Raw genomic sequence first — 25,080 nt, 5'->3', positions numbered from 1 at the left:
CTGACGGACGGAGGCCCGGTGCCAGCTGGCACCGGGCCTCCCGTCCGTCGTGGGGTCGCGTGCAGAGCATCGCAAGACGCCGTCGTGTCATCGAGACGCCGCCAGATCCGGCGGCGTCTCGACGGCTTGGCGGCGTCGCGCGAAGACGACGGCGTCTTCAGGGGGCAGAGCGGGACGTCAGGCGGGGGAGCCGGCGCGCTCACCCTCGCCCGTCCACGACCGGGTGCCGCCGTCGTGGACGGGCAACCGCGTGCGGTGCCCGACGGTCGCGCCACGGGCGCGCTCGATGGCGTCCGCTGCCGACACGAGCGTCAGGTGCGACAGCACCTGCGGGGTGTTGCCGATGTGGTGCCCGGTGGCGACGTCGATCTCCTCGGAGAGCATGCCGACGTCGTTGGCGTACCCGACGAGCACGTCCATCAGGCGCTCCGCGTCCTCGACCCGGCCGGAGGCGGCGTACTGCTCCACCAGCCAGAACGAGCACGCCAGGAACGGGTGCTCGGCGCCGGACAGTCCGTCGAAGCCGGCCGTCGTGCGGTAGCGGAGCACGAGGCCGTCGTCCCCGACCCGCAGGTCCTCCTCGATGGCGCGCACCGTGCCCGTCATCCGGGGGTCGTCGGCGCGGCAGAACCCGACCTGCGGCAGGACGAGCAGGCTCGCGTCGACCTCGTCGGTGTCGTAGTGCTGGCGGAACGAACCGCGCTCGGCGTTCCAGCCGTGCTCCTCGATCTCGGCGCGGACGGTGTCGCGCAGGGTACGCCAGCGGTCGACGGGGCCCTCGAGGCCGAACTCCTCGACCGCGGCGACACCACGGTCGAACGCGGCCCAGATCATCACCCGCGAGTGCGTGAAGCTGCGCCGGGGGCCGCGCATCTCCCAGATGCCGTTGTCCGGCTCCTGCCAGTGCTCCTCGACGTACCCGAGCAGCGCCCGCTGCAGCGCCCAGGAGTCGGCGTTCTCCTCGACCCCGAGCTCGCGGGCGTCGTGCAGTGCCGCGAGCACCTCGCCGAAGACGTCGCCCTGGTACTGCGTCGAGGCTCCGTTGCCGACCCGCACGGGCGTCGACCCGAGGTACCCGGGCAGCTCGGGCAGCTCCCGTTCGGGCAGCTCGCGTTCGCCGGCGATGCCGTACATGATCTGGACGTCGGCGGGGTCGCCGGCGATCGCGCGCAGCAGCCAGCCGCGCCAGTGCGTGGCCTCGTCGCGGTAGCCGTGGGCGATGAGCGACGCGAGCGCGAGGGAGGCGTCGCGAAGCCACACGTATCGGTAGTCCCAGTTGCGTTCGCCGCCGGGGTCCTCCGGCAGGCCCGTGGTCGCGGCGGCGACGACGCCGCCGGTCTCGCCGTGGGTCATCGCGCGGAGGAACACCAGCGACCGTCGTGCGGCGTGGGCGTACCGACCGGTGGTCTGCGCGGGGGCGGTCCACGCCGTCCACCACGAGATGGTGTGGGCGAGGGCTGCGTCGACGTCGAGCTGCTCCGGCGGCTCGCGGTGCGACGGGTACCAGGTGAGCACCGTGTCGAGCACGTCGCCGTCGTGGATCGTCGTGACGGCGGTGTGCCGGTGGTCGTCGGCGCGGAACTGCGGCCCACGGACGATCACCGAGCCCGGGCCCGCCGTCGCGAGCAGCGCCGGTTCGTCGTCCCCGATCTGCCGGATCCAGGGCAGGGCGCGCGAGTAGTCGAAGCGGATCCGGAGCGTCTGCCGGAGCTCGACGGTGCCGCGGAGCCCACGCACCCGGCGGACGATCGAGGGGCGGTGCGCGCCGACGGGCATGAACTCGGTGACCTCGACCACGCCGTCACGGGTGGTCCACACGGTCGAGAGCACCAGGGTGTCGCCGTGGTATAGCCACTCGGCGGTGGCGTCGTCGTCGACGGGTCGCAGGGTCCAGTGGCCGTGGTCCTCGGTGCCGAGCAGCGAGGCGAAGGTGGACGAGCTGTCGAAGCGCGGCAGGCACGCCCAGTCGATGGTCCCGTCGCGGCCGACCAGGGCAGCGGTGCCGGTGTCGCCGATCAGGGCGTGGTCCTCGATGCGGTTCGGCGGTGTGTTCGGCGCGGCTGGGTGTGGTGCGGCTGGGTGTGGTGCGGCTTCGGGCGGTGCGGCCGGCTCGGTGCTCATGGACCGATCGAACACCCGATGCCCGAGCGCCGCGGTCGGCGACGGGGGCTCCGGGCCGAGATCGTGATGAGGGGTCGCTCAGGCCGGGTCTGAGGCGTCGGACTCGATGATGCCGACCCGTGCGAGCTCGCTCCACAGGCCGGCGCCGTCCGGTGCGTACACCCAGGGCGCCGACGAGTCACGGGAGCGCTCCTGCGCCCGCGACCGCCCACCGGCCAGGACCGCTTCGCTCGTGGACAGCTGCCGGATGGCGACGCCCGCGACGTTGTCCGGGTGCTCCCGCGAGAAGTCGCCGTAGAGGCTCTCGTCGTGCTGTCCGTCGTCGCCGACCAGGAGCCAGCGGATGTCCGGGAAGTCCTTGGCGAGCCGCCGCAGGTTCTCCTGCTTGTGCAGCTGGCCGCTGCGGAAGAACCGGTCGTGGGTGGGACCCCAGTCGGTGAGCAGGAGCGTGCCGGACGGGTACATGTTGCGGGACAGGAAGCGCTGCAGCGTCGGGGCCACGTTCCACGCCCCGGTCGACAGGTAGACCGTCGGGGAGCCGGGGTGCTGCGCGAGGATCCGCTCGTACAGCACGGACATGCCCGGCACCGGGCGGCGGGCGTGCTCGGTCAGCACGAACGAGTTCCAGGCGGCGAGCATGGGGCGGGGGAGCGAGGTCACCATGACGGTGTCGTCGATGTCGGACAGCAGCCCGAAGCGGGTGTCCGGGTGCACGACGAACACGTCGGCCTCGACGTCGCGCCCGCCGCCTGCCGACAGCCGCACCGTGCGCCAGCCGGGCTCGAGGTCGATCGGGACGATGGTGTCGACGACGCCGCCACGGTCGGTCTGCACCACGTGGGAGACACCGCCGGCGGTGACGGTGACCTCGGCGTGGTCGACGGCCACGCTCGTGAAGCTCTTCCAGCCGCGGACTCCGGCGTAGGAGACGTCCGAGGCGAGACCCCGGCGCGTGAGGAGCACACGGCAGAGGATGCGCACCCAACCGGGCGCGCCGTAGCCGGTGTACGGGACCACCGTCGGGACGAGTCCGCGACGGCGTGCACGGTGCTCGCGGAACTCCTGGACGGCGTCCTCGATGCGGGCCGCACGGTGCAGGAGCGGCTCGGCCAACGACGGCTCGTGGGGCGTCGGGTCGGGCATGGCGTCATCCTCCCACGGGCGGCTGACGAAACCCGCGCGCTGCACAGAACTGGTGCGTCGCAACTGGTGAGTCGCAGCCACGTTCCAGGTGCGTTCTGCGAAAGTTGTCCCCGTCACACCAACCAACCGCGCTGGAGCGCAAGAGGAGAACACGTGCTCGTCACCGAGGTAACGAACGCTCTGCCGGGGGGATCATCACTGCTCAGGAACGAGCCGGTCCAAGCCCGCAGTTCGGCGCGCCTCGCCGGCCTCCTCGACGCCGCAGCCGCGGTGATCGACGAGATCGGGTTCGAACGGCTCACGACCGCCATGGTCGCCGAGCGCGCGGGGGCGTCGATCGGCACCGTCTACCGGTACTTCCCGGACCGCATCGCCGTGGTCGAGGCACTCGCGATCCGCTGCACCCAGCGGCTCGCCTCCCGCTTCGTCGAGGCGCTCGACGCCAGTGGCGCCGAGACCTGGCAGGACGCCAACGACGCGCTCATCGACATGACCGCCGAGATGTACCGCACCGAGCCCGGTTTCCGGGCCATCCGCTTCGGCGACCCGGCGGACACCGGCACGGGCGACGCCGAGGACCGCATGGGCGCGCTCGGCGCGACCGTGGGCCAGATCATGCGCGACCGCTTCGGGTTGCCGGACGACGAGCACATCACCCGCGCGTGGGTCGTCCTCGCCGAGTCCGGTCACGCGGTGCTGGCACGGGCGCACCGCGACCGCGAGCACCCCGACACGGAGCTGATCGAGGAGTACCGCCGGATGAACCGTGCGCACCTCGAATCGGTGATCGCCGCGTCCTGATCACCCACTCAGCCGGCGCGACACGCCGGTGACCGATCCGATCCGCCCGCGCCTCCGAACACCGAGGCGCGGGCGGCGTCGTCCCCGCCGATCCCGTCGTGCCCGTCGGCATCCCCACCGACCGGTGCACCGCCGCGGGTCCGTCACGGATCGTCACAGCGAACCGATGTCGGCACCCCCGGGTACTCTCATCCGGAGTCGGGCTACCTCCGAACAGAAGGGCACCCCATGATCGAGTTCCGCTCGGTGCGCAAGACCTACCCGGACGGCACGACTGCGGTCGAGCACTTCGATCTGGTCATCCCGTCCCGGACCACCACCGTCTTCGTCGGATCCAGCGGCTGTGGCAAGACCACGCTGCTCCGCATGATCAACCGCATGGTCGACCCCACCTCCGGCACCGTCGAGATCGACGGCTCGGACGTCGCCGGGATCAACCCCGTCGAGCTCCGTCGCCACATCGGGTACGTCATGCAGAACTCCGGACTGCTGCCGCACCGCAAGGTCGTCGACAACATCGCGACCGTCCCGCTGCTGACCGGCGTCTCCAAGGCCGACGCACGCAAGCGCGCCCTCGAGCTCATGGACACCGTCGGACTCGACCGTGCCTTCGCCGACCGCTACCCGTCACAGCTGTCCGGCGGCCAGCAGCAGCGCGTCGGTGTGGCCCGCGGGCTGGCCGTCGACCCGAACATCCTGCTCATGGACGAGCCGTTCGGTGCCGTCGACCCCCTGGTGCGCAACGACCTGCAGGACGAGCTCATCCGCCTGCAGCGCGAACTCGGCAAGACCGTCGTGTTCGTGACGCACGACATCGACGAGGCGTTCAAGCTCGGCGACCAGGTCGTCATCCTCAAGAAGGGCGGCGAGATCGCCCAGCAGGGGACACCGGCCGAGATCCTCGCCGCGCCCGCCGACGACTTCGTCGCCACGTTCATCGGCGCCGGACGCGGGCGCCGCGCGCTCCGCGTCGAGCAGACCCCGACCGGTCCGATCGTCGTCGACGGCGAAGGTCGTGCAGCCGGCGTGCTGACGGGCCCCGTCGGGGTCGTCGACGCCGCCGAGGCCGTTCCGCAGTCCGACTCCCGAGCAGCAGAGGCCGGAGCGTCCCACGACGCACCGGGTGCCCCGGCGCAGGGTGGGGGCACCCGGTGAAGTGGGTGCTGGCGAACCTCGACACGATCTGGGACAACACGGTCTCCCACCTCGCGATCGCGATCCCGCCGATCATCGTCGCGTTCCTGCTGTCGATCCCGATCGGGTGGCTGGTGGTCCGGCTGCAGCGCCCCGGTGGGTCGCGCTTCGCCTCGGGTGTGGGCAGCAGCATCGTGACCCTCGCCGGTCTGCTCTACGCCATCCCGTCGCTCGCCCTGTTCGTGGCGCTGCCGAGCATCATCGGCACCGGCCTGCAGAGCCCGATCAACGTCGTCATCGGTCTGACGCTGTACGGCCTCGCTCTGATGGTCCGTTCCACGGTCGACGGGCTGACCTCGGTCGACTCCGAGACCAAGTCCGCGTCGACCGCCATGGGCTACTCGCCAGCGCAGCGGTTCTTCCGTGTTGAGCTCCCGCTCGCCGGTCCGGTCCTGCTGGCCGGCCTCCGGGTGGTCTCGGTCTCCACGATCTCGCTGACCACGGTCGGCGCGGTCCTCGGCATCCCGAGTCTCGGCCTGCTGTTCACCGACGGCCTGGGGCGCGGGATCTACGAGGAGATCCTCTCCGGCATCGTGATGGTGCTCGTGCTCGCCTTCGCCCTCGACGGCCTCCTCGTGCTGCTCGGGCGCCTGGTCATGCCGTGGACCCGGACGAACTCGGTGTCACGCCGACAGGCTCGCCGAGTCCTGCAAGCAGCGGAGGTCTCCTCGTGATCATCGGTCAGGCCTTCGCGTGGGTGTTCGACCCCACGAACTACGGCGGGTACAACGGCATCCCCACGCGCCTCTGGGAGCACGTCTGGATCACCCTGCTCGCGGTGCTCATCGCCGCGGTCATCGCTGTGCCGGTCGGGTACGCGATCGGCCACACCCGCCGCGCTCGTGGCTTCTCGATCGCGGTGTCCGGCGGGGTGCGGGCGCTCCCGACGCTCGGCGTGCTCTCGCTGTTCGGGCTGCTGCTCGGCATCGGGCTGCAGGCTCCCTTGCTCGCCCTCGTCATCCTGGCGATCCCGTCGGTGCTCGCCGGTGCGTACTCCGGCATCGAGTCCGTCGACCCGGGGGTCGTCGACGCCGCGAAGGCCCAGGGCATGACCGGCTGGCAGATCCTGTGGAAGGTCGAGATCCCGCTCGGGCTCCCGCTCCTGATCGGTGGCATCCGCGCCGCGGTGCTGCAGGTCGTCGCGACGGCCACGCTCGCCGCGTACGTCGGGGCCGGTGGCCTCGGCGGGTACTTCTTCCTCGGCCTGAAGACCCAGGACTACGCCGAGATGCTCGGCGCCTCCATCCTCGTGATCGCCCTCGCGATCGCGTTCGAGATCGTGTTCGCCGTGCTGCAGCGGGCGGCGGTGCCGAAGGGCACCGCAGACCCGTCGGCCCGACAGCGTCAGGGGTCGCGTGAGCGAGCCCGCAATCCACTCCCGGAAGGAAATCCCTCGTGATCACAGCACCCAAGATCCGCGCCGGTGTCGCCGCCGCGATGGCGGTCGGCGTCGTCGCCGCCCTCGCCGGCTGCGCGTCGAGCGACCCGCTCGACAGCGGTTCCAGCGACTCGTCCGACTCGAAGACCATCGTCGTCGGTTCGCAGCAGTACTACTCGAACGAGATCATCGCCGAGCTGTACGCCCAGGTCCTCGAGAAGGACGGCTTCGACGTGAAGCGCAACTTCAACATCGGGCAGCGTGAGGTCTACATCCCGCAGCTCGAGAAGGGCGCCATCGACGTCATGCCCGAGTACAGCGGCAACCTGCTGCAGTACTTCGACAAGGACTCGGACGCGAAGACCGCCGACCAGATCGACGACGGGCTCGACACGGCCCTGCCGAAGGGCCTCCGGGTCCTCGACGAGGCCGACGCGACCGACCAGGACAGCTACACCGTCACGAAGAAGTTCTCCGAGGACAACGACGTCACGAGCCTGGCTGACCTGAAGAACGTCGACGAGAAGCTCACCGTGGGGGCTAACTCCGAGAACCAGACGCGGCCGTACGGCCCGAAGGGGCTCAAGTCGGTCTACGGCGTCGACGTCGACTTCAAGGCGATCGAGGACGGCGGCGGGGCCCTGACCGTCAAGGCGCTCAAGGACGACACCGTCCAGCTGGCCGACATCTACACCGCCGACCCGAGCATCAAGGCGAACGGCTTCGTCACGCTGAAGGACCCGGAGAACCTGATCCTGCCGCAGAACGTCGTGCCGGTCGTCTCGAAGAAGGTCAACGAGAAGGCTGCGGACGCGATCGACTCGGTCAACGAGAAGCTCACGACCGAGGCCCTGATCGAGCTCAACACCAAGAGCACGGCCGACAAGGAGAAGGCGTCCACCATCGCCGAGGACTGGCTCAAGGCCGAGGGTCTGCTGTAACCACAGCCCTCCGAACAAAGCGACAGGCGTCGGGTGTGCACCCGGCGCCTGTCGTCGTTCGTGGAGCAGGCAGCGCGAACATCCGTGCCGCACGGTTGTGCCGTGCAAGGGCTGTGCACGTTTGTGCACGGAGTCGTTCTACAACTTGTCGAAGTGTGATGCAGCGCGATAGCGTTGGGGTGTCCCAAGGGCTGTGACACCTGATGTATCCGTTCCACAGGAAGCAACTGACGTGCACGAACAGCGCGCGGCCACCCGTCTCGGAATCGCCGCATGAACGACCTCCTCGATCCGCTCCTCCTGTCGCGGTGGCAGTTCGGTCTGACGACCATCTACCACTTCCTCTTCGTCCCGCTGACGATCGGCATGGCAGCCGTTGTGGCCGTGTTCCAGACCGCCTGGTACCGGACCGGCCGCGCGCACTACCTGCAGCTGACGCGGTTCTTCGGGCGGATCTTCCTGATCAACTTCGCGATGGGTGTCGTGACGGGCATCGTGCAGGAGTTCCAGTTCGGCATGAACTGGTCGAACTACTCGCGCTTCGTCGGTGACGTCTTCGGCGCACCGCTCGCGCTCGAGGGCATCCTGGCGTTCTTCTTCGAAGCGGCCTTCATCGGCATCTGGATCTTCGGCTGGGACCGCCTGCCCAAGGGCCTGCACCTGGCGAGCATCTGGTGCGTGAGCGCCGGCACGATCATGTCGGCGTACTTCATCATCGCCGCGAACGCGTTCATGCAGCACCCGGTCGGCTTCGCGATGAACGAGGCCAAGGGCCGTGCGGAGCTCACCGACATCTGGGCGGTGCTCGGCAACAAGGTCGCCCTGGCCGCGTTCCCGCACACGCTCTTCGCCTGCTTCATGGTCGCCGCGGCGGTCATCATCTCGGTCGCGGCCTACCACCTGGCCCGCAACCAGAACCTCGAGACGATGCTGCCGGCGCTCAAGTTCGGCATGTGGACCATGCTCGCTGCCGGCGCGCTGACCGTCCTGACCGGCGACCAGCTCGGCCTGACGATGGTCGACACGCAGCCGATGAAGATGGCGGCGGCCGAGGCGCTGTACAACACCGCGACCGGCAAGGACGCCTCGTTCTCGATCTTCACGCTCGGCACGCCCGACGGCGTGCACGAGCTGTTCTCGATCCGGGTGCCGTACCTGCTGTCGTTCCTGTCGACGCACACGTTCAACGGCACGGTCGAGGGCATCAACGACCTGCAGGCGCAGTACACGCAGGTGTACGGCCCCGGCGACTACAAGCCGATCATCTGGGTCACCTACTGGTCGTTCCGCTGGATGATCGCCCTCGGTGTCGGCGCGGTCATGGTCTCGCTGGTCGGGCTGTGGCTGACCCGCAAGGGCCGGTTCCCGACGCAGCGCTGGGTGTGGCGCATCGCCACCTGGACGGTGCCGCTGCCGATGGCCGCGATGATCGTCGGCTGGGTCTTCACCGAGATGGGCCGGCAGCCGTGGCTCGTGTTCGGGTTGCTCCAGACGAAGGACGGTGTGTCGCCGAACGTGACCGGGCTCGAGGTCCTCATCTCGCTGCTGGTCTTCACCCTGATCTACGGCTCGCTGGCCGTCGTCGAGTTCAAGCTCATCAAGAAGGTCGCGCAAGAGGGGCCCGCCGACCCGGACGAGGTCGACGAGGAGACCGGCGAGGTCAAGCACGAAGTGACGGTCTACTAGAAATGGACGCTGCCTGATGGATCTCCCCGTTCTCTGGTTCGCGATCGTCGGCGTCTTCTTCGTCGGCTACTTCGTCCTCGACGGATTCGACTTCGGTGTCGGCATGTCCCTGCCGTTCCTCGGCAAGGACGACACCGACCGTCGGGTCCTGATCAACACCATCGGCCCGGTCTGGGACCTCAACGAGACCTGGGTCATCGTCGCCGGGGCGTGCCTGTTCGCGGCGTTCCCGGAGTGGTACGCCACGATGTTCTCCGGCTTCTACCTGGCGCTGCTGCTCATCCTCGCTGCACTCATCCTGCGAGGGGTGTCGTTCGAGTACCGGCACCAGAACAAGCACCTCGAGTGGAAGCGCCGCTTCGACCTGATGATCATCGTCGGCAGTGCCGTGCCGTCGTTCCTGTGGGGCGTCGCGTTCGGCAACGTCGTCCGTGGCATCCCGATGGACGCCGGGCACAACTACACCGGCACGATCTTCGACCTGCTCAACCCGTTCGCGCTGCTGACCGGTGCCGCGACGCTGCTGGTGTTCTTCACCCACGGGGTCGTCTTCGTCGCGCTGAAGACCGAGGGCTACATCCGCGTCCGCGCCAAGCGCCTGGCGACCCGGGCCGGCATCGTCACGATCGTCGTCGGCGCCGCGTTCCTGGTGTCGATGGCCTTCGTCCGGGCCACCCCGGCCTCGCTGGTGCTCTCCGTGGTCGCCGCCCTGGCCCTGGTGCTCGCGGTGCTCTGCAACGCCTGGGGCAAGGAGGGGCGTGCCTTCACCCTGATGGCGGTCACCATCGCCGCGATCGTGCTCGCGATGTTCACGGCGATCTTCCCGGACGTCATGCCGGCCTCGAACGACGTCGCGAACAGCCTGAACGTGTACAACGCCTCGTCCGGGTCGTACACGCTCACCGTGATGAGCTGGGTCGCGCTGATCTTCGTGCCCCTGGTCTTCGCGTACCAGGCCTGGACCTACTGGGTGTTCCGCAAGCGCGTCTCCCGCGCCCAGGTCACCGCGGCCGCGCACTAGGCGGACGACGATGAAGCCCCTCGACCCCCGACTCCTGCGGTTGTCCCGTACGGCGCGCGGCTTCATCGTCGCCGCCGCCGGCACGGGTGTCCTCCGCACGCTCGCGACCATCGCGATCGCGTGGGGGATCGCCGCGGCCGTCACCCTCGGGGTCGACGCCGTCGGCGAGGGCACGGTGCCGGCGGCGTTCGGGCAGGCGCTCGCGCTGCTCGGCGGGGCGTTCGTGCTGCGTGCGGTGGCCGCGTGGGCGACCGACGACCTGGCGGCACGCGCTGCGGCGAAGGTGAAGAGCGAGATGCGCACGACGGTGCTCGCCCGCGCCGCCGAGCGCGGTCCGTCGTGGCTCGCCGGCCGGTCGAGCGCCGGCTTCGCCACCACGCTCGGCCCCGGGCTCGACGCACTCGACGCCTACTTCGGCCGGTACCTGCCGCAGCTCGCGCTGACCGCGATCGCGACGCCGATGCTCCTGGTCGCGATCGGCCTGGGCGACCTGACCAGCGGGCTGATCATCCTGTTCGCCCTGCCGGTGATCCCGGTCTTCATGATCCTGATCGGCCTGGCCACGCAGTCGCTGCAGCGGAAGCAGTCGGACGCCCTCGCGAAGCTCGGTGGCGCCTTCACCGAGGCCGTCGAGGGGCTCGCCACGCTCAAGGTGTTCGGCCGTGCGCGCCGCCAGGTCGGTCGCATCGGGGCGGTCACCGACCAGTACCGCCGTGGCACGATCGGCGTGCTCCGGCTGTCGTTCGTGAGCGGCTTCGCGCTCGAGCTCGCGGCGAGTCTGTCCGTCGCACTGGTCGCCGTCTCGATCGGCATCCGCCTGGTGGACGGCTCGCTCGGCCTCGGGGCCGCGATGTTCGTGCTCGTGCTGGCACCGGAGGCCTTCGCCCCCATCCGCCAGGTCGGCGCCGACTTCCACGCCGCCCAGGACGGCGTCGAGGCCTCGGCCGCGGTGCTCGACGTGCTGGCCGACGACGAGACCGCATCACCGTCCGCGACCGGCCGCAGCGGCGGCAGCGGGACCGACACGGACCCCGCAGCACCCGCCACCGCCGTGGACGTCCGGGGGCTGGACGTCCGCGGGCTCACCGTCCGCCGACCCGACGTCGTGATCGGACCCTTCGACCTGCACGCCGAGCCCGGCACCGTCGTCGTGCTGGCCGGCCCGAGCGGTTCCGGCAAGTCGAGCATCATCGCCGCACTCCGCGGCGTCCTGCCGCACGACGGTGCCGTCACCGTGCCCGGCCCGGCCGGTGCCTCCGTCGCCGAGCGCACCACGTGGGCCGACCAGCGGCCGCGTCTCGTCCGCGGGACGATCGCCGAGAACGTCGCGCTCAGCGCGACCCCCGACGACGCCGACGTGCGCACCGCCCTGGGCGACGCGGGGCTGGGACTCGACCCGGGCCTCCCGGTCGGCGCCGGTGGCAGCGGACTGTCCGGCGGCCAGGCCCAGCGTGTCGCCGTCGCCCGCGCGCTGTACCGCGCGCGTCGCGCCGCCACGCCCCTCGTACTGCTCGACGAGCCGACGTCCGCGCTGGACGCCGAGGCTGAGGAACGCGTCATCGCGGCCGCCCGTGGCCTGGCGGCCGACGGCGCCGTCGTCGTGGTCGCCAGCCACCGACCAGCGGTCGTCGCCGCGGCCGACGTCCGCGTGGACGTCCGAGCCGGCGGGTCCGTGACGGTCCGCGGGGAGGTGCGCGCATGAGCCGGGAGGCCCGTGGCGGCTCCGTCCTGCGGCTCGCGATGCCGCACGGGTCGGGTTGGGCGAAGGCGGTCGCCGCCGGGTCGCTCAGCGCGGTCTGCGCCGTCGCGCTCCTCGCCGCGAGCGGCTACCTGATCACCCGTGCCGCCGAGCACCCGCCGATCCTGTACCTGACGCTCGTGATGGTCGGGGTGCGCGCGTTCGCGCTGGGGCGTGCCGTGCTGCGGTACGTCGACCGGCTCGCCGGGCACGACGCGTCCTTCCGGCAACTGGCCGTGGTGCGGACGGAGATGTACCGGCGGCTGGCGTCGATCGCGCCCGCGGGGCTCGGGCGGACCGGACGCGGCGACCTCATGACGCGCCTGGTGACCGACACCGACCGGCTGCAGGACCTGCCGATCCGCGTCGTCGGGCCGCTCGTCTCCGCCGGGGTCGTCGCGGTGCTGTCGGTCGTCGCCGTGGCGCTCGTGTCGGTGCCGGCGGCGCTCGTGCTCGTCCTCGCGCTGGCGGTCGCGGCCCTGGTCGGCACGATCGTCACCCGGGCGATCGCCGAGCGCTCGGACCGCGAGACCGCCGCCGACCGGGGTCGCGTCGCGGACCTGGTGCTCGACACCGTCCGGACGCTCGACGTCTTCGCCGCCTACGGCACCCTGGACGAGCGGCTCGCGCACATCGCCCGGCTCGACGCGGGTGTCACCCGGGCCGTCCGGCGCCGTGGCACGGTCGAGTCGCTCGTCGGTGCCCTGGTCGGTCTGGTCGGTGGCGGTGCGGTGATCGGGATCCTCGCCGTCGGTGCCCCCGCCGTGGTGTCCGGTGCGCTCGACGGTCCGCTCTGGGCCCTGGCGGTCTTCGTGCCGCTGGCGCTCTTCGAGGTCGTCGGGACCGTCCCGCTCGCCGTCCTGACGCTCCGCCGGGTGCGTGCTGCGGCCGAACGGGTCGAGCAGGTCGTGCCCGCCGAGGTGCCCGTCGGCATCGTCCCCGAGCCCGACGAGGACGCCGACCCGGCGTCGCTCGTGGTCGAGGGGCCGGTCACGCTCGCCGTGCAGGACCTGACCGTCCGCTGGCCGGGAGCGGCCGAGCCGGCGGTCGACGGGGTCTCGTTCACGCTCGCCCCCGGCGAGGTCGTCGTCCTCCAGGGGCCGAGCGGTGCCGGCAAGTCGACCCTGGTCGACGCGCTCGTCCGGTTCGTGGAGCACGAGGGCTCCTACACGCTCGACGGCGTCGAGGCGAAGGCGATGCACCCCGACGCGGTGCGGGCCCGGGTCGGCCTGATCGAACAGGACCCGTTCGTGTTCGACCAGTCGGTGCGGCAGAACCTGCTCTTCGCCCGTGAGACCGCGACCGACGACGAACTGCTCGCCGTGCTCGACCGGGTCGGCCTGGGGGAGTGGGTCGTCCGGCGAGGCGGGCTGGACGCCTCGGTCGGGGAACGCGGCGTGCTCGTGTCCGGCGGCCAGGCGCACCGGCTCGCGCTCGCCCGCGCACTGCTGCACGCGTTCCCGGTGCTGGTGCTCGACGAACCGACCGCCGACGTCGACCCGGACCTCGGTGACACCGTGCTGCGTGACCTCGTCACCACGGCCCGCGCAGCGGGCCGGACGGTCGTCATCGTGTCGCACGTCCCGGTGGCGCCGGACCTGGTCGACCGCACCCTGCGGATGCGGGACGGGCGCCTGCTCGCCGGGTGAGCCGACAGGCGGACGCGGGACGGGCCTCCCGGCTTGTATCGTTGACGACCGTGACCACCGAGCAGCACGCCGAGGACCCGAACGCCTACGACTTCCGTCGTATCCAGGAGAAGTGGCAGCCCCGCTGGGAAGAGCTCGGGCTCTTCACCACCGACCTCGACGACACCCGTCCGCGCAAGTACATCCTCGAGATGTTCCCGTACCCGTCCGGCGACCTGCACATGGGGCACGCCGAGAACTGGGCGCTCGGGGACTTCGTCGCGCGCTACTGGCGTCAGCAGGGCTTCAACGTGCTGCACCCGATCGGTTGGGACTCCTTCGGGCTGCCCGCCGAGAACGCGGCGATCAAGCGCGGGGTGGACCCGAAGGACTGGACCTACGCGAACATCGAGCAGCAGAAAGCGTCCTTCAAGCGCTACGCGCCGTCGTTCGACTGGACCACCGAGATCCACACCTCGGACCCCGAGTACTACAAGTGGAACCAGTGGCTGTTCCTGAAGATGTACGAGAAGGGCCTGGCGTACCGCAAGGACAGCTGGGTCAACTGGGACCCGGTGGACCAGACCGTGCTCGCGAACGAGCAGGTCCTCGCCGACGGCACCTCGGACCGCTCCGGCGCCGTCGTCGTGAAGAAGAAGCTCACGCAGTGGTACTTCAAGATCACCGAGTACGCCGACCGGCTGCTCGACGACCTGAACCAGCTCGAGGGACGGTGGCCGGCGAAGGTCATCGCGCAGCAGCGCAACTGGATCGGCCGCTCGGTCGGTGCCGACGTCGACTTCGTGATCGAGGGCCGCGACGAGCCCGTCACGGTCTTCACCACCCGCCCGGACACGATCCACGGGGCGACGTTCCTGGTCGTCGCGCCGGACTCCGACCTGGCGGCTGAGCTCGTCGCCGACCCGTCGGTGCCGGCCTCGGTCCGTGACGATTTCGACGCCTACCTGACGGCAACGCAGAAGACGTCCGAGATCGACCGGCAGAACGCCGACCGCCCGAAGACCGGCGTGCCGCTCGGCCGGTCGGCGATCCACCCCCTCACCGGGGAGCGCCTGCCCATCTGGGCCGCCGACTACGTGCTCGCCGACTACGGCCACGGCGCCGTGATGGCCGTGCCCGCACACGACCAGCGCGACCTCGACTTCGCGCGGGCGTTCGACCTGCCCGTCAAGGTGGTCGTCGACACGAACGCCGCCGTCACCGGCGCGATCCCGGTCATCCCCGAGGGCGCGACGCTCGACGACTTCGACGTGCCGACCCTCGACCCGGTCGCCACCGGCGAAGCGCTGACCGGTCAGGGCCGGATGATCAACTCCGGGCCGCTCGACGGCATGTCGAAGCAGCACGCCATCACCGCTGCCATCGCGCTGCTCGAGGAGCGCGGCACCGGCCGTGCCGCCAAGACCTACCGCCTGCGCGACTGGCTCATCTCGCGCCAGCGCTTCTGGGGCACCCCGATCCCGATCATCCACGGCGCCGACGGCACCGAGCACCCGGTGCCCGAGGACCAGCTGCCGATCGTGCTGCCGGACACCGAGGGGCTCGACCTCAAGCCCAAGGGCACGTCCCCGCTCGGTGGCGCGACCGACTGGGTGAACGTCCCGAACCCCGTCGACGGCACGCCCGCGCTCCGCGACACCGACACGATGGACACCTTCGTCGACTCGTCGTGGTACTTCCTGCGGTTCCTGTCGGCGAACGACGACACCCAGGCGTTCGACCCGGCAGCCGCGCGCCGCTGGGCTCCGGTCGACCAGTACATCGGCGGCATCGAGCACGCGATCCTGCACCTGCTCTACGCCCGCTTCGTCACGAAGGTCCTGTTCGACCTCGGGTACCTCGACTTCACCGAGCCGTTCTCGGCACTGCTCAACCAGGGCATGGTGCTGTCCGGTGGCTCGAAGATGTCGAAGTCGAAGGGCGGCGTCTCGCTCGGTGACGAGCTCGACGCGAACGGCGTCGACGCCATCCGCCTGGTGATGGGCTTCGCCGGCCCGCCGGAGGACGACATCAACTGGGAGGACGTCTCCCCGTCCGCCTCCGCACGGTTCCTGGCGCGGGCGTACCGCCTGGCGCTCGACGTCACGTCCGCACGCGACGTCGTGTGGGCCGACGGCGACCGGGCTCTCCGCCAGGTCACGCACCGGTTCCTCGCGGACGCCCCCGGGATGATGGAGTCGTTCAAGTTCAACGTCGTGATCGCGCGACTGATGGACCTGGTCAACGTCACCCGCAAGGCGATCGACAGCGGCCCCGGTGCCGGTGACCCCGCCGTGCGCGAGGCCGTCGAGACCATCGCGCTCGGGCTGAGCGTCTTCGCGCCGTACACCGGCGAGGAGATGTGGGAGCGGCTGGGCTACGAGGCCACCGTCGCCACGTACGGCTGGCGGAAGGCCGACCCGACGCTGCTCGTGCAGGAGACCCTGACCGCCGTCGTACAGGTCAACGGCAAGGTGCGTGACTCGTTCGAGGTGTCGAAGTCGATCGAGGCGGACGAGCTCGAGCAGCTCGCACGGTCGTCGGCGAACGTGCAGCGGTACATCGGTGACCGCGAGATCGTGAAGGTGATCGTCCGGGCGCCGAAGCTCGTGAACATCGCCATCAAGGGGTAGCGACCGTCGCTGGCGTCGTCCCTCACAGCAGGGGCGTTCGCGGCACCCGTCCACGGGTGCGAACTGCGGAGCCCGGCCGATCGGCCGGGCTCCGTAGCGTTCGGGCATGTCGTCCCCGTCGTCTCCCGGACCCTGGTGGTCCCGTCTCGCGTTGTCACCGCGGGCAGCCGTGGTGCTGGCGGCGGTCGTGGTGGTGGTCGCCGTCCTCGTGGTGCTCGTCGGGGCGCTGGTGTCGGGTGGTGGCGAGGGTGCCGGAGGAACGGGCGGGGTCGTCGTGCGTGGGGCGCCGACGGCCGGTGCGGCGTCGGGCGGCCCGTCGCCGTCGGCTGGTGCGTCTGCCGGTGCTGCTCCGTCCGCTCCTGGTGCCGGGCGCGTCGTGGTGCACGTGCTCGGGGCGGTGCGGCGGAGCGGCGTGGTCGAGTTGCCGGCATCGAGCCGGGTCGGTGACGCGCTCGAACGTGCTGGTGGGGCCACCGATGACGCCGACCTCGACCGGCTGAACCTGGCGCGGGTGCTGACGGACGGCGAGCGGTTGTACGTGCCGCGGGTCGGGCAACAGGAGGTGCCGGAGGCGCTCGGGCCGGTGGCGGACGGTGCTGCCGCCGGGCCGACTGCCGCTGCCGCTGCCGGGGCCGGGAGCGGCGGTGGCTCGGCGGGCACCGGGGGCGAGGGGTCGGCCGTCGTCGACCTGAACACCGCCGACCAGACCGCGCTCGAGACCCTGCCCGGCATCGGACCGGGGCTGGCCGGGCGCATCATCGCCTGGCGTGACGAGCACGGCCGGTTCACCACGGTCGAGGACCTGCTCGACGTCAGCGGCATCGGCGACGTGCGGTTCGCCGAGCTCCGTGATCGCGTGCGGGTCTGAGGGGCGACGGTGCAGCTCGCGCCGAGTGCGATCGACATCCGGGTCGCGGTGCCCGTCGCCGCCGCCTGGATCGCGACCGCCCTGCTCGTCGGCGTGCCCGACGTGGCAGCCGTGGTCGGTGGGGCCGCGGCGCTCCTCACCGGCGTCAGCGGGATCGTGCTCCGGTGGCGACGGGGCACCGGGGTCGTGCCGGTCGTCGCCGGGCTCCTGCTCGTCGCGGGGGCCCTGACGACGCTGCTCGCGGTGTCGGTCACCGTGGGGGAGTCCCGGCGGGCTCCGGAACCGCTGCGTGCGCTCGTCGCCGGTCCGGGGGCAGCGCGCGTCGACGTCGAGGCGGTGCTGACCCGCGACCTCGTGCCGGGTGACCGCTCCGTCACCGCGACGCTCGTGCGCGCCGACGAGCTCGACGGGCTCCGCGTGCCGGTCCGACTCGTCCCCGACCAGCACGGCGTTGCACCGGGAGCCGTGCTGGCAGCCGGTGCCCGGGTCACCGTGACCGCCGCCGTGCAGCCGGACGAACCCGGATCGGCGACCGCGTTCGTGGCGTTCCTGCGCGGGACGCCGTCGTCGGTGCCGCCCGACGGACTGCTCGGCGCCACCGACACCGCGCGACAGGCCTTCGTGCGGGCCACTGCCGACCTGCCGCAGCCCGGAGCGGCACTGCTGCGCGGACTCGCGATCGGGGACCGCTCCGGCCTCGACCCGACGACCGAGGCGGCGATGGAGACCTCGGCGCTGACGCACCTGACGGCGGTGTCCGGGGCGAACTGCGCGGTGGTGGTCGGGCTCGTCGTGGTCCTCGGCCGCGCCTGTGGTCTGCCGAGAGGCCCCCGGGCCGCGGCGGCCGTCGGCGTGCTCCTGGTGTTCGTCGTGCTCGTGCGGCCCGACCCCTCGATCGTCCGGGCGACGGTGATGGCGGTCGTGGTGCTCGTCGTGCACCTGGCCGGACGACCGGTGCGGGGCGTCCCGCTCGTCGCCCTCGCCGCGGTCGGCATGCTCGTCGTGGACCCCTGGTTCGCACGGTCGTTCGCGTTCGCCCTGTCCGTGCTCGCCACGAGCGGGATCGTGGTGCTCGGCCCGCCGCTCACCGAGCTCCTGGCTCGTCGTGTGTGGCGACCGGTCGCCGCAGCACTCGCGATCCCCGTCGCGGCGCAGGTGGCGTGCTGGCCGGTGACGATCCCGCTGTCGGCAGCGCTCCCGACCTACGCGGTGCCGGCGAACCTGTTGGCGGAGCCGTTCGCGCCGGTCGTCACGGTGATCGGGCTCGCCGCGTGTGGCCTCGCTCCCGTGTGGCCGGTGGGCGCGCAGGGGCTCGCGGCCGTCGCGTGGGTCCCGGCCGCCGCGGTCGGGGGCATCGCGCACGGGGCGGCGGCCCTGCCCTACGCCTCGGCACCCTGGCCGGCCGGGGTGCTCGGTGTGGCCGCCGCCGTGCTCGTGTGCGGCTGCATCGCGGTCGCCGTGCTGGTCCGGGGGCGGTTCGGCTCCCGGCTCCTGCTCGCCGCGGGTGTGGTGGTCGTGGTCGGTGTCGCCGCGGTCACCGTCCCGGTGCTCGTCGTCCGGGGCTCGGTACCGGGCGACTGGTCGGTCGCCGCGTGCGACGTCGGGCAGGGGGACGCCGTGCTGCTCCGCGGTGACGACGCCGTCGCGCTCGTGGACACCGGCGACGACGAGGAACGGCTCCGGGCGTGCCTGGACCTGCTCGGGGTCTCCCGGATCGACCTGCTCGTCCTGACGCACTTCGACCGCGACCACGTCGGTGCGGTGGACGCTGTGGCGGGCACCGTCGAGACCGCCCTGGTCGGACCCGTGGGCCGTGCGTCGGACGAGCGGGTGGTCGACGACCTCCGGCGTGCCGGTGTCGACGTCCGGACGGCTCAAGACCGGGTCTCCGGAACCCTCGGGCCGCTCGCCTGGCGTGTGGTGTGGCCGCTGGTCGGCAACCGTGCCGCCGGCAACGACGCGAGCATCGTGCTGGTCACGGGGCCGGCCGACGGAGACTCCTGTCCGGCGTGCCTGACCGGGGTGTTCCTCGGCGACCTGGGGGAGTCGTCGCAGCGTCGGCTCCGGAACACCGGGGAGCTTCCGGTGGGGCCGATCGACGTCGTGAAGGTGGCGCACCACGGCTCGGCCGACCAGGACCCGCAGCTCTACCGGGGGCTCGCCGCGCGGGTCGGGCTCATCGGGGTCGGCGCGGACAACACCTACGGACACCCGACGGCATCGGCCCTCGGCATGCTCGAGGCCGCGGGCACACCGCCGCTCCGCACCGACGAGCTCGGCACCGTGGTGCTCGCCCGGTCCGGCAGCGACGAGGTGCGGGTGTGGACGGAGCGCTCGTCGTCGGCGGCCGCCCGTAGGATCTACGGTGCACCACTCGACCCGGCACCGTCCGGGCCGGCACCACCGGAAGGACCACATGGCCGCCAAGAAGCCCGCGCGCGCCGCAGCGAAGATCGACCAGGTGCCCTGGTCGGGGATCCGTCCGGCGCCCGTCGTGCTCATCACCGGGCCCGAAGCGTTCCTCGCCGACCGCGCCCGCGGGGTGCTGAAGGACCTGCTGCAGGGCGAGGACCCCGCGCTCGAGGTGCACGACCTCGAAGCCGACCAGTACGCCCCCGGGCTCCTCGCGACCCTCGCCAGCCCGTCGCTGTTCGGCGAGCCGCGACTCGTGCAGGTCACGAACGTCGAGAAGTGCACCGACGCCTTCATCACCGAGACGATCTCGTACCTGCAAGCCCCCGCCGACGACGTCACCCTGGTGCTCCGGCACGGGGGTGGTGTGCGCGGCAAGAAGCTCCTCGACACGATCCGCAGCGGTGTCGGCGGCGGGGTCGAGGTGCTGTGCGACGAACTCAAGCGCGAGACCGACCGCATCGACTTCGTGAACGCCGAGTTCCGCGCCGCACGCCGCCGGATCGCGCCCTCCGCCGTCCGGACCCTGGTGACCGCGTTCGCCGACGACCTCGCCGAACTCGCCGCCGCGTGCCGACAGCTCCTGGCGGATGAGGCCGAGGAGATCACCGACAAGGTCGTCGACAAGTACTACGGCGGTCGCGTCGAGACGAACGCGTTCAAGGTCGCCGACATCGCGCTCGCGGGCCGGTCGGCACCGGCGATCGTCGAGCTGCGGCATGCCCTGGCCACCGGCGAGGCACCCGTGCCGATCGTCGCCGCGTTCGCGAGCAAGATCCGCACGATGGCGAAGGTCAGCGCCTTCCGGGGTCCGAGCGGGCAGGCGGCCTCGGCGCTCGGCATGGCGCCGTGGCAGGTGCAGCGCGCGCAGCGTGACGTCGCCGGCTGGAGCGAGTCCGGGCTGGCCAACGCGATCATCAGCATCGCCGAGGCGGACACCGCGGTGAAGGGTGGCTCGCGCGACGCGCACTACGCGCTCGAGGTCATGGTCCGCACCATCGCCCGACGCGGCGAGCCCCGCTGAGGCGAGCCGGGCCTCCCGGCTGTCCCGCGCCGGTCGGCCGGCACTTCGTGAGCAGAAACGGTCGGGTGCGCCCTCGCGACCCGACCGTTTCTGCTCACGAAGCGAACCCAACGCACCCCACGCCGACCACCGCACCAAACCAAAAGCCCCACGCACGACGAAGGCCCCGCACCAACGGTGCGGGGCCTTCGGACCAGAAGGGTCAGGACGTCAGAGCGACGAGACCTTCTTCGCGATGGCCGACTTGCGGTTCGCGGCCTGGTTCTTGTGGATGACACCCTTGCTCACGGCCTTGTCGAGCTTCTTCGACGCGAGGGCCAGGGCAGCAACGGCCTTGTCCTTGTCGCCGGCGGCGACGGCGTCGTTGGCACGACGGATGTGCGTCTTGAGCTCCGACTTGTACGCCTTGTTGCGCTCGGTGGCCTTGAGGTTGGTCTTGATGCGCTTGATCTGCGACTTGATGTTCGCCATGAATTGCTCCTGCTCGTCTCGTACGGGTGGGCGCGACCGCAGGGTAGAGGGGCCCTTGGTCGCATCGCGTTCCACCCGTGGGCGGGGAACGCGGAAGCCAGCCACCAACACTACCAGGCAAGCGGGCTGCCACCAAAGCACGAAACACCGCCGGATCGGCGGAAGCCCGCGGCCGACCGCGCCGAAACCCCACGGCAACACGCACCGGATACCGTGACGGACATGCCCTCCCTCGCACCGCGCATCGACACCGTGCCCGCCTCCGGCATCCGGAGGGTCTTCGAGCAGGCAGCCCTGCTGCAGTCGAGCGGAACCGACGTCACGATGCTCGTGATCGGCGAGCCGGACGTCCCGGTGGCACCGCACATCGGTGAGGCAGCCCGTCGTGCCTGGACCGAGGACCGCACCGGGTACACCCCGAACGGCGGGATCGCGCCCCTCCGCGAAGCTGTCCGCGACAAGCTCCGCCGTGAGAACCGGATCGAGGCCGACCTCGAGCAGATCTGGATGACGATCGGTGCGACGCAGGCACTGTTCCAGGCGATGACGCTGACCCTGAGCCCGGGCGACGAGGTGCTCGTGCCGGACCCCGGCTACACGACCTTCACGATGAACGCCCACATCATCGGGGCGACCCCGGTGCCGTACCGGCTGGAGCCGCAGCACGGGTTCGAACCCGACCTGCAGGCCCTCGAGGCGAGCGTCACCGAACGCACCCGGGTGATCGTCGTCAACTCGCCGTCGAACCCGCTCGGCTCGGTCTTCGGCGAGGAGACCCTGCGCGCGCTGCTGGCCTTCGCGAAGCGGCACGACCTCTGGGTCATCAGCGACGAGGTCTACGAGTACTTCACCTACGGCACCCGGCACGTCAGCCTGGCGGCGCTCGACGAGGACGACCGCGTGTTCTCGGCGTTCTCGCTCAGCAAGACGTACGCGATGACCGGCGTCCGCGTCGGCTACCTCGTCACGCCGAAGGGGCTCGGCGCGACGATGCGGACCACGCAGGAGGCCATGATCAGCTGTGTCGCCGAACCCGACCAGTACGCGGCCCTCGCGGCGATCGTGGGGGACCACTCCGCGGTGCGCGACGCCCGGGAGCACTACCGCGCGAACCTCGAGGTCGCGAAGGAGACGCTCGACGCCGCCGGCATCCGGTACCTCGACCCGCGCGGGGCGTTCTACCTGTGGGTCGACATGTCGCACGCCTCCGACGGGGACATCGCCGAGTGGGCGCTCGGGTTCCTGCAGCGCGAGCGGGTCGCCGTCGCACCGGGCAGCGCCTTCGGCCGCACCGGCGAGGGCTGGATCCGCGTCTGCCTCGCAGCCACCGCGGACGACCTCCGGCGCGGCCTGGGTGCCCTGCCGGCTCCGGCGCACGCGACCGTCTGACGCGCGGTCCACACGGCCAGGAGGCCCGGTGCCGGTCGGCACGACAGCGCACGGTGCGCAGTCCTCCACCTGGTGCGAGGATGCTCGCCCCGTGCCGCGCAGCATCCGGTCACCGGGCGGTCAACTGCGCACGGCCCCGCCGCCCTCGCACCGTGCGGGGTCCAGGACGCCGGCGCGAGGGCGCACCGAACGCGCACCGGACGCGCACCGTGCGTGGCGGACGCGCGCCGTGCCTCCAGGTCGGGTGAAGCGTGGGAGACTGTTGCGACCGTCCGACCCACCTGAGGAACCGTGAGCCCACAAGCATCCGCACCGCTGGAGCCCGCAGCGACCCCGGCCGACGCGATCCGCAACTTCTGCATCATCGCGCACATCGACCACGGCAAGTCGACGCTGGCCGACCGCATGCTGTCGATCACCGGCATCGTCGAGGACCGCGCGATGCGTGCGCAGTACCTCGACCGCATGGACATCGAGCGCGAGCGCGGCATCACGATCAAGTCGCAGGCCGTGCGCATGCCGTGGGAACTCGACGGTGAGACCTTCGCGCTGAACATGATCGACACCCCCGGGCACGTCGACTTCTCGTACGAGGTCTCGCGCTCCCTGGCCGCCTGCGAGGGCGCGATCCTGCTCGTCGACGCCGCCCAGGGCATCGAGGCGCAGACGCTCGCGAACCTGTACCTGGCCCTCGAGAACGACCTCGAGATCATCCCGGTCCTCAACAAGATCGACCTCCCGGCGGCCGAACCGGACAAGTACGCCGCCGAGCTCGCACAGCTCATCGGTGGCAAGCCCGAGGACGTCCTTCGGGTGTCCGGCAAGACGGGCGTCGGGGTGCCCGAGCTCCTCGACCTGGTCGTCCGTCGTGTTCCGGCCCCCGTCGGCGACGCCGAAGCGGCACCCCGCGCGATGATCTTCGACTCGGTCTACGACAGCTACCGCGGCGTCGTCACCTACGTCCGCATGATCGACGGCACCATCTCGCCCCGCGAGAAGGTCCAGATGATGTCGACCAAGTCGACGCACGAGATCCTGGAGATCGGGGTCTCGAGCCCGGAGCCGAAGCCCACGAAGGGGCTGTCCGTCGGCGAGGTGGGCTACCTGATCACCGGTGTGAAGGACGTCCGCCAGTCCAAGGTCGGCGACACCGTCACGAGCGCGCAGAAGCCCGCGACCCAGGCGCTGCCCGGCTACACGGACCCGAAGCCGATGGTGTTCTCGGGCCTGTACCCGATCGACGGCAGCGACTACCCGGTGCTCCGCGAGGCGCTCGACAAGCTCAAGCTCTCCGACGCCGCACTGGTCTACGAGCCGGAGACCTCGGTCGCGCTCGGCTTCGGGTTCCGCTGCGGGTTCCTCGGGCTGCTGCACCTCGAGATCATCACCGAGCGGCTGTCCCGCGAGTTCGGCCTCGACCTCATCACCACGGCCCCGAGCGTCATCTACGAGGTCACGACCGAGGACAACGCCGTGACCGAGGTCACGAACCCCTCGGAGTTCCCGACCGGGCGCATCGTCGAGGTCCGTGAGCCGATGGTCCGCGCCGCGATCCTGGCCCCGAAGGACTACGTCGGCGCGATCATGGAGCTCTGCCAGCAGCGCCGCGGCTCCCTGCTCGGCATGGAGTACCTCGGCGAGGACCGCGTCGAGATCCGCTACGAGATGCCCCTCGGCGAGATCGTCTTCGACTTCTTCGACCAGCTGAAGAGCAAGACCCAGGGTTACGCGTCGCTCGACTACGAGCCCACCGGCGACCAGGCCGCCGACCTCGTCAAGGTCGACATCCTGCTGCAGGGCGACCAGGTCGACGCCTTCAGCGCGATCGTGCACCGCGACAAGGCGTACGCCTACGGCACGCTCATGACCGAGCGGCTGCGCAAGCTCATCCCGCGCCAGCAGTTCGAGGTGCCGATCCAGGCCGCCATCGGCGCCCGCATCATCGCCCGCGAGAGCATCCGCGCGATGCGCAAGGACGTCCTGGCGAAGTGCTACGGCGGTGACATCACCCGCAAGCGCAAGCTCCTCGAGAAGCAGAAGGAGGGCAAGAAGCGCATGAAGACCATCGGTCGGGTCGAGGTCCCGCAGGAGGCCTTCATCGCGGCGCTCTCCGGCGACGTCGAAGAGAAGAAGAAGTAGCGCCGGGTCAGCCGGTCCGGCGGGCGCGAGCCCGCAGGGCGGCCAGGCAGAGGGCCGGGAGGCTCGCTGCGGCCAGTCCCGCCAGTGCGGTCCGCAGGATGGCCCAGTGAGCAGCCGCGTCGAAGTCGGTCTGCTCGCCGGAGGCCACCCCGGCGACCACGGCGCCGACCACCATCGCGAGCGTCACGACCGCGAGGGCCAGCGCCAGCCGGCGGCCGCGATCACGCCGCACCGCCGACACCAGTGCGGCACCGAACAGCAGCACCCCGGCGCCGGCGCAGCTCGCCCCGACGGCGGCGATGACGTTCGCGGTGTCGAAGCCGTTCCACGACTCGGGGGCGATCGCGGCGGTGGCGTACCGGGCGGGCGACGCTGCGGCAGAGGTCGTCACGTCCACCAGCACCCGGGCGGTCGCCGCCACGCCGAACGCGACGAGCGTGAGCGCGGCGAGGACGGCGGTCCGGCGGTCGACGGATCGCGGGTGGGCGGGGGT

Annotated in this window: 18 protein-coding genes and 1 pseudogene; 15 read left to right on the top strand and 4 right to left on the bottom strand. The window is 71.2% G+C overall.

Annotated features, from left to right (window positions below):
- Positions 1–177 precede the first annotated feature (177 nt).
- Both DEI98_RS13025 and DEI98_RS13020 read right to left on the bottom strand, forming a co-directional pair.
- The gene (locus tag DEI98_RS13025; RefSeq protein WP_258370858.1) at positions 178–2,121 is read right to left on the bottom strand and encodes a glycoside hydrolase family 15 protein; all 1,944 of its coding nucleotides are present in this window, start codon (positions 2,119–2,121) and stop codon (positions 178–180) included.
- A gap of 78 nt (positions 2,122–2,199) precedes the next feature.
- The gene (locus tag DEI98_RS13020; RefSeq protein ID WP_110864632.1) at positions 2,200–3,264 is read right to left on the bottom strand and encodes an App1 family protein; all 1,065 of its coding nucleotides are present in this window, start codon (positions 3,262–3,264) and stop codon (positions 2,200–2,202) included.
- A 153-nt stretch (positions 3,265–3,417) separates the two neighbouring features.
- On the opposite strand from DEI98_RS13020, the gene DEI98_RS13015 reads away from it, so the two are divergent.
- The 13 genes and pseudogenes from DEI98_RS13015 (at position 3,418) to holA (ending at position 20,588) form a co-directional block, all read left to right on the top strand.
- Positions 3,418–4,065 carry a TetR/AcrR family transcriptional regulator gene (locus DEI98_RS13015; protein ID WP_071248156.1) on the top strand — a complete coding sequence of 216 codons (648 nt, stop codon included), beginning with the start codon at positions 3,418–3,420 and terminating at the stop codon, positions 4,063–4,065.
- 228 nt (positions 4,066–4,293) lie between these two features.
- Positions 4,294–5,220, top strand: coding sequence for an ABC transporter ATP-binding protein (locus tag DEI98_RS13010; RefSeq protein ID WP_027465271.1), 927 nt, complete (start codon positions 4,294–4,296; stop codon positions 5,218–5,220).
- Positions 5,217–5,933, top strand: a complete 717-nt coding sequence (locus DEI98_RS13005) for an ABC transporter permease (protein WP_110864634.1) — start codon at positions 5,217–5,219, stop codon at positions 5,931–5,933. Before DEI98_RS13010 ends, DEI98_RS13005 begins: the two co-directional genes overlap by 4 nt.
- Positions 5,930–6,658, top strand: a complete 729-nt coding sequence (locus DEI98_RS13000) for an ABC transporter permease (protein ID WP_071405717.1) — start codon at positions 5,930–5,932, stop codon at positions 6,656–6,658. Before DEI98_RS13005 ends, DEI98_RS13000 begins: the two co-directional genes overlap by 4 nt.
- Positions 6,655–7,578 carry an ABC transporter substrate-binding protein gene (locus DEI98_RS12995; RefSeq protein ID WP_110864635.1) on the top strand — a complete coding sequence of 308 codons (924 nt, stop codon included), beginning with the start codon at positions 6,655–6,657 and terminating at the stop codon, positions 7,576–7,578. Before DEI98_RS13000 ends, DEI98_RS12995 begins: the two co-directional genes overlap by 4 nt.
- Before the next feature lie 273 nt (positions 7,579–7,851).
- Positions 7,852–9,264 carry a cytochrome ubiquinol oxidase subunit I gene (locus DEI98_RS12990; RefSeq protein WP_071405716.1) on the top strand — a complete coding sequence of 471 codons (1,413 nt, stop codon included), beginning with the start codon at positions 7,852–7,854 and terminating at the stop codon, positions 9,262–9,264.
- Positions 9,265–9,280: 16 nt separating this feature from the next.
- Positions 9,281–10,285, top strand: a complete 1,005-nt coding sequence (cydB, locus tag DEI98_RS12985; RefSeq protein ID WP_111100967.1) for a cytochrome d ubiquinol oxidase subunit II — start codon at positions 9,281–9,283, stop codon at positions 10,283–10,285.
- 10 nt (positions 10,286–10,295) lie between these two features.
- Complete coding sequence (gene cydD / locus DEI98_RS12980; RefSeq protein WP_111100966.1) at positions 10,296–11,987, top strand: thiol reductant ABC exporter subunit CydD; 1,692 nt, start codon at positions 10,296–10,298, stop codon at positions 11,985–11,987.
- Positions 11,984–13,672 (top strand): thiol reductant ABC exporter subunit CydC, encoded by a 1,689-nt coding sequence (cydC, locus tag DEI98_RS12975; RefSeq protein WP_111095419.1) that lies wholly within the window; start codon positions 11,984–11,986, stop codon positions 13,670–13,672. The genes cydD and cydC overlap by 4 nt, the downstream gene beginning before the upstream one ends.
- 50 nt (positions 13,673–13,722) lie before the next feature.
- Complete coding sequence (gene leuS / locus DEI98_RS12970) at positions 13,723–16,284, top strand: leucine--tRNA ligase (RefSeq protein ID WP_111100965.1); 2,562 nt, start codon at positions 13,723–13,725, stop codon at positions 16,282–16,284.
- A 106-nt stretch (positions 16,285–16,390) separates the two neighbouring features.
- On the top strand, positions 16,391–17,152 hold the full coding sequence (locus DEI98_RS12965) for a ComEA family DNA-binding protein (RefSeq protein WP_111100964.1): 762 nt from the start codon (positions 16,391–16,393) through the stop codon (positions 17,150–17,152).
- 9 nt (positions 17,153–17,161) lie between these two features.
- A pseudogene (locus tag DEI98_RS19005) lies at positions 17,162–18,940 on the top strand (ComEC/Rec2 family competence protein); the annotation flags it as partial.
- A gap of 628 nt (positions 18,941–19,568) precedes the next feature.
- Positions 19,569–20,588: a DNA polymerase III subunit delta gene (gene holA, locus DEI98_RS18915; RefSeq protein WP_027465301.1), complete on the top strand. Its 1,020-nt coding sequence runs from the start codon at positions 19,569–19,571 to the stop codon at positions 20,586–20,588.
- Positions 20,589–20,798: 210 nt separating this feature from the next.
- Here holA and rpsT read toward each other — a convergent pair whose 3' ends face one another.
- Positions 20,799–21,059, bottom strand: a complete 261-nt coding sequence (rpsT, locus tag DEI98_RS12950) for a 30S ribosomal protein S20 (protein ID WP_017886662.1) — start codon at positions 21,057–21,059, stop codon at positions 20,799–20,801.
- A gap of 222 nt (positions 21,060–21,281) precedes the next feature.
- Between rpsT and DEI98_RS12945 the strand changes: the two genes are divergently transcribed.
- Together DEI98_RS12945 and lepA are read left to right on the top strand one after the other, a co-directional pair.
- Entirely contained in the window at positions 21,282–22,448 is a 1,167-nt protein-coding gene (locus tag DEI98_RS12945; RefSeq protein WP_111100999.1) for a pyridoxal phosphate-dependent aminotransferase, read from the top strand.
- A 291-nt stretch (positions 22,449–22,739) separates the two neighbouring features.
- Positions 22,740–24,587, top strand: coding sequence for a translation elongation factor 4 (gene lepA / locus DEI98_RS12940; protein WP_017886664.1), 1,848 nt, complete (start codon positions 22,740–22,742; stop codon positions 24,585–24,587).
- A 7-nt stretch (positions 24,588–24,594) separates the two neighbouring features.
- Here lepA and DEI98_RS18725 read toward each other — a convergent pair.
- A partial coding sequence (locus DEI98_RS18725; protein WP_181438040.1) for a hypothetical protein occupies positions 24,595–25,080 on the bottom strand: 486 nt, incomplete at its 5' end.

Source organism: Curtobacterium sp. MCLR17_034, assembly GCF_003234485.1.
GTDB lineage: Bacteria > Actinomycetota > Actinomycetes > Actinomycetales > Microbacteriaceae > Curtobacterium > Curtobacterium flaccumfaciens.
The sequence above is the reverse complement of the archived record's forward strand: the minus strand, read 5'-3'. Positions and strand labels throughout refer to the sequence as shown.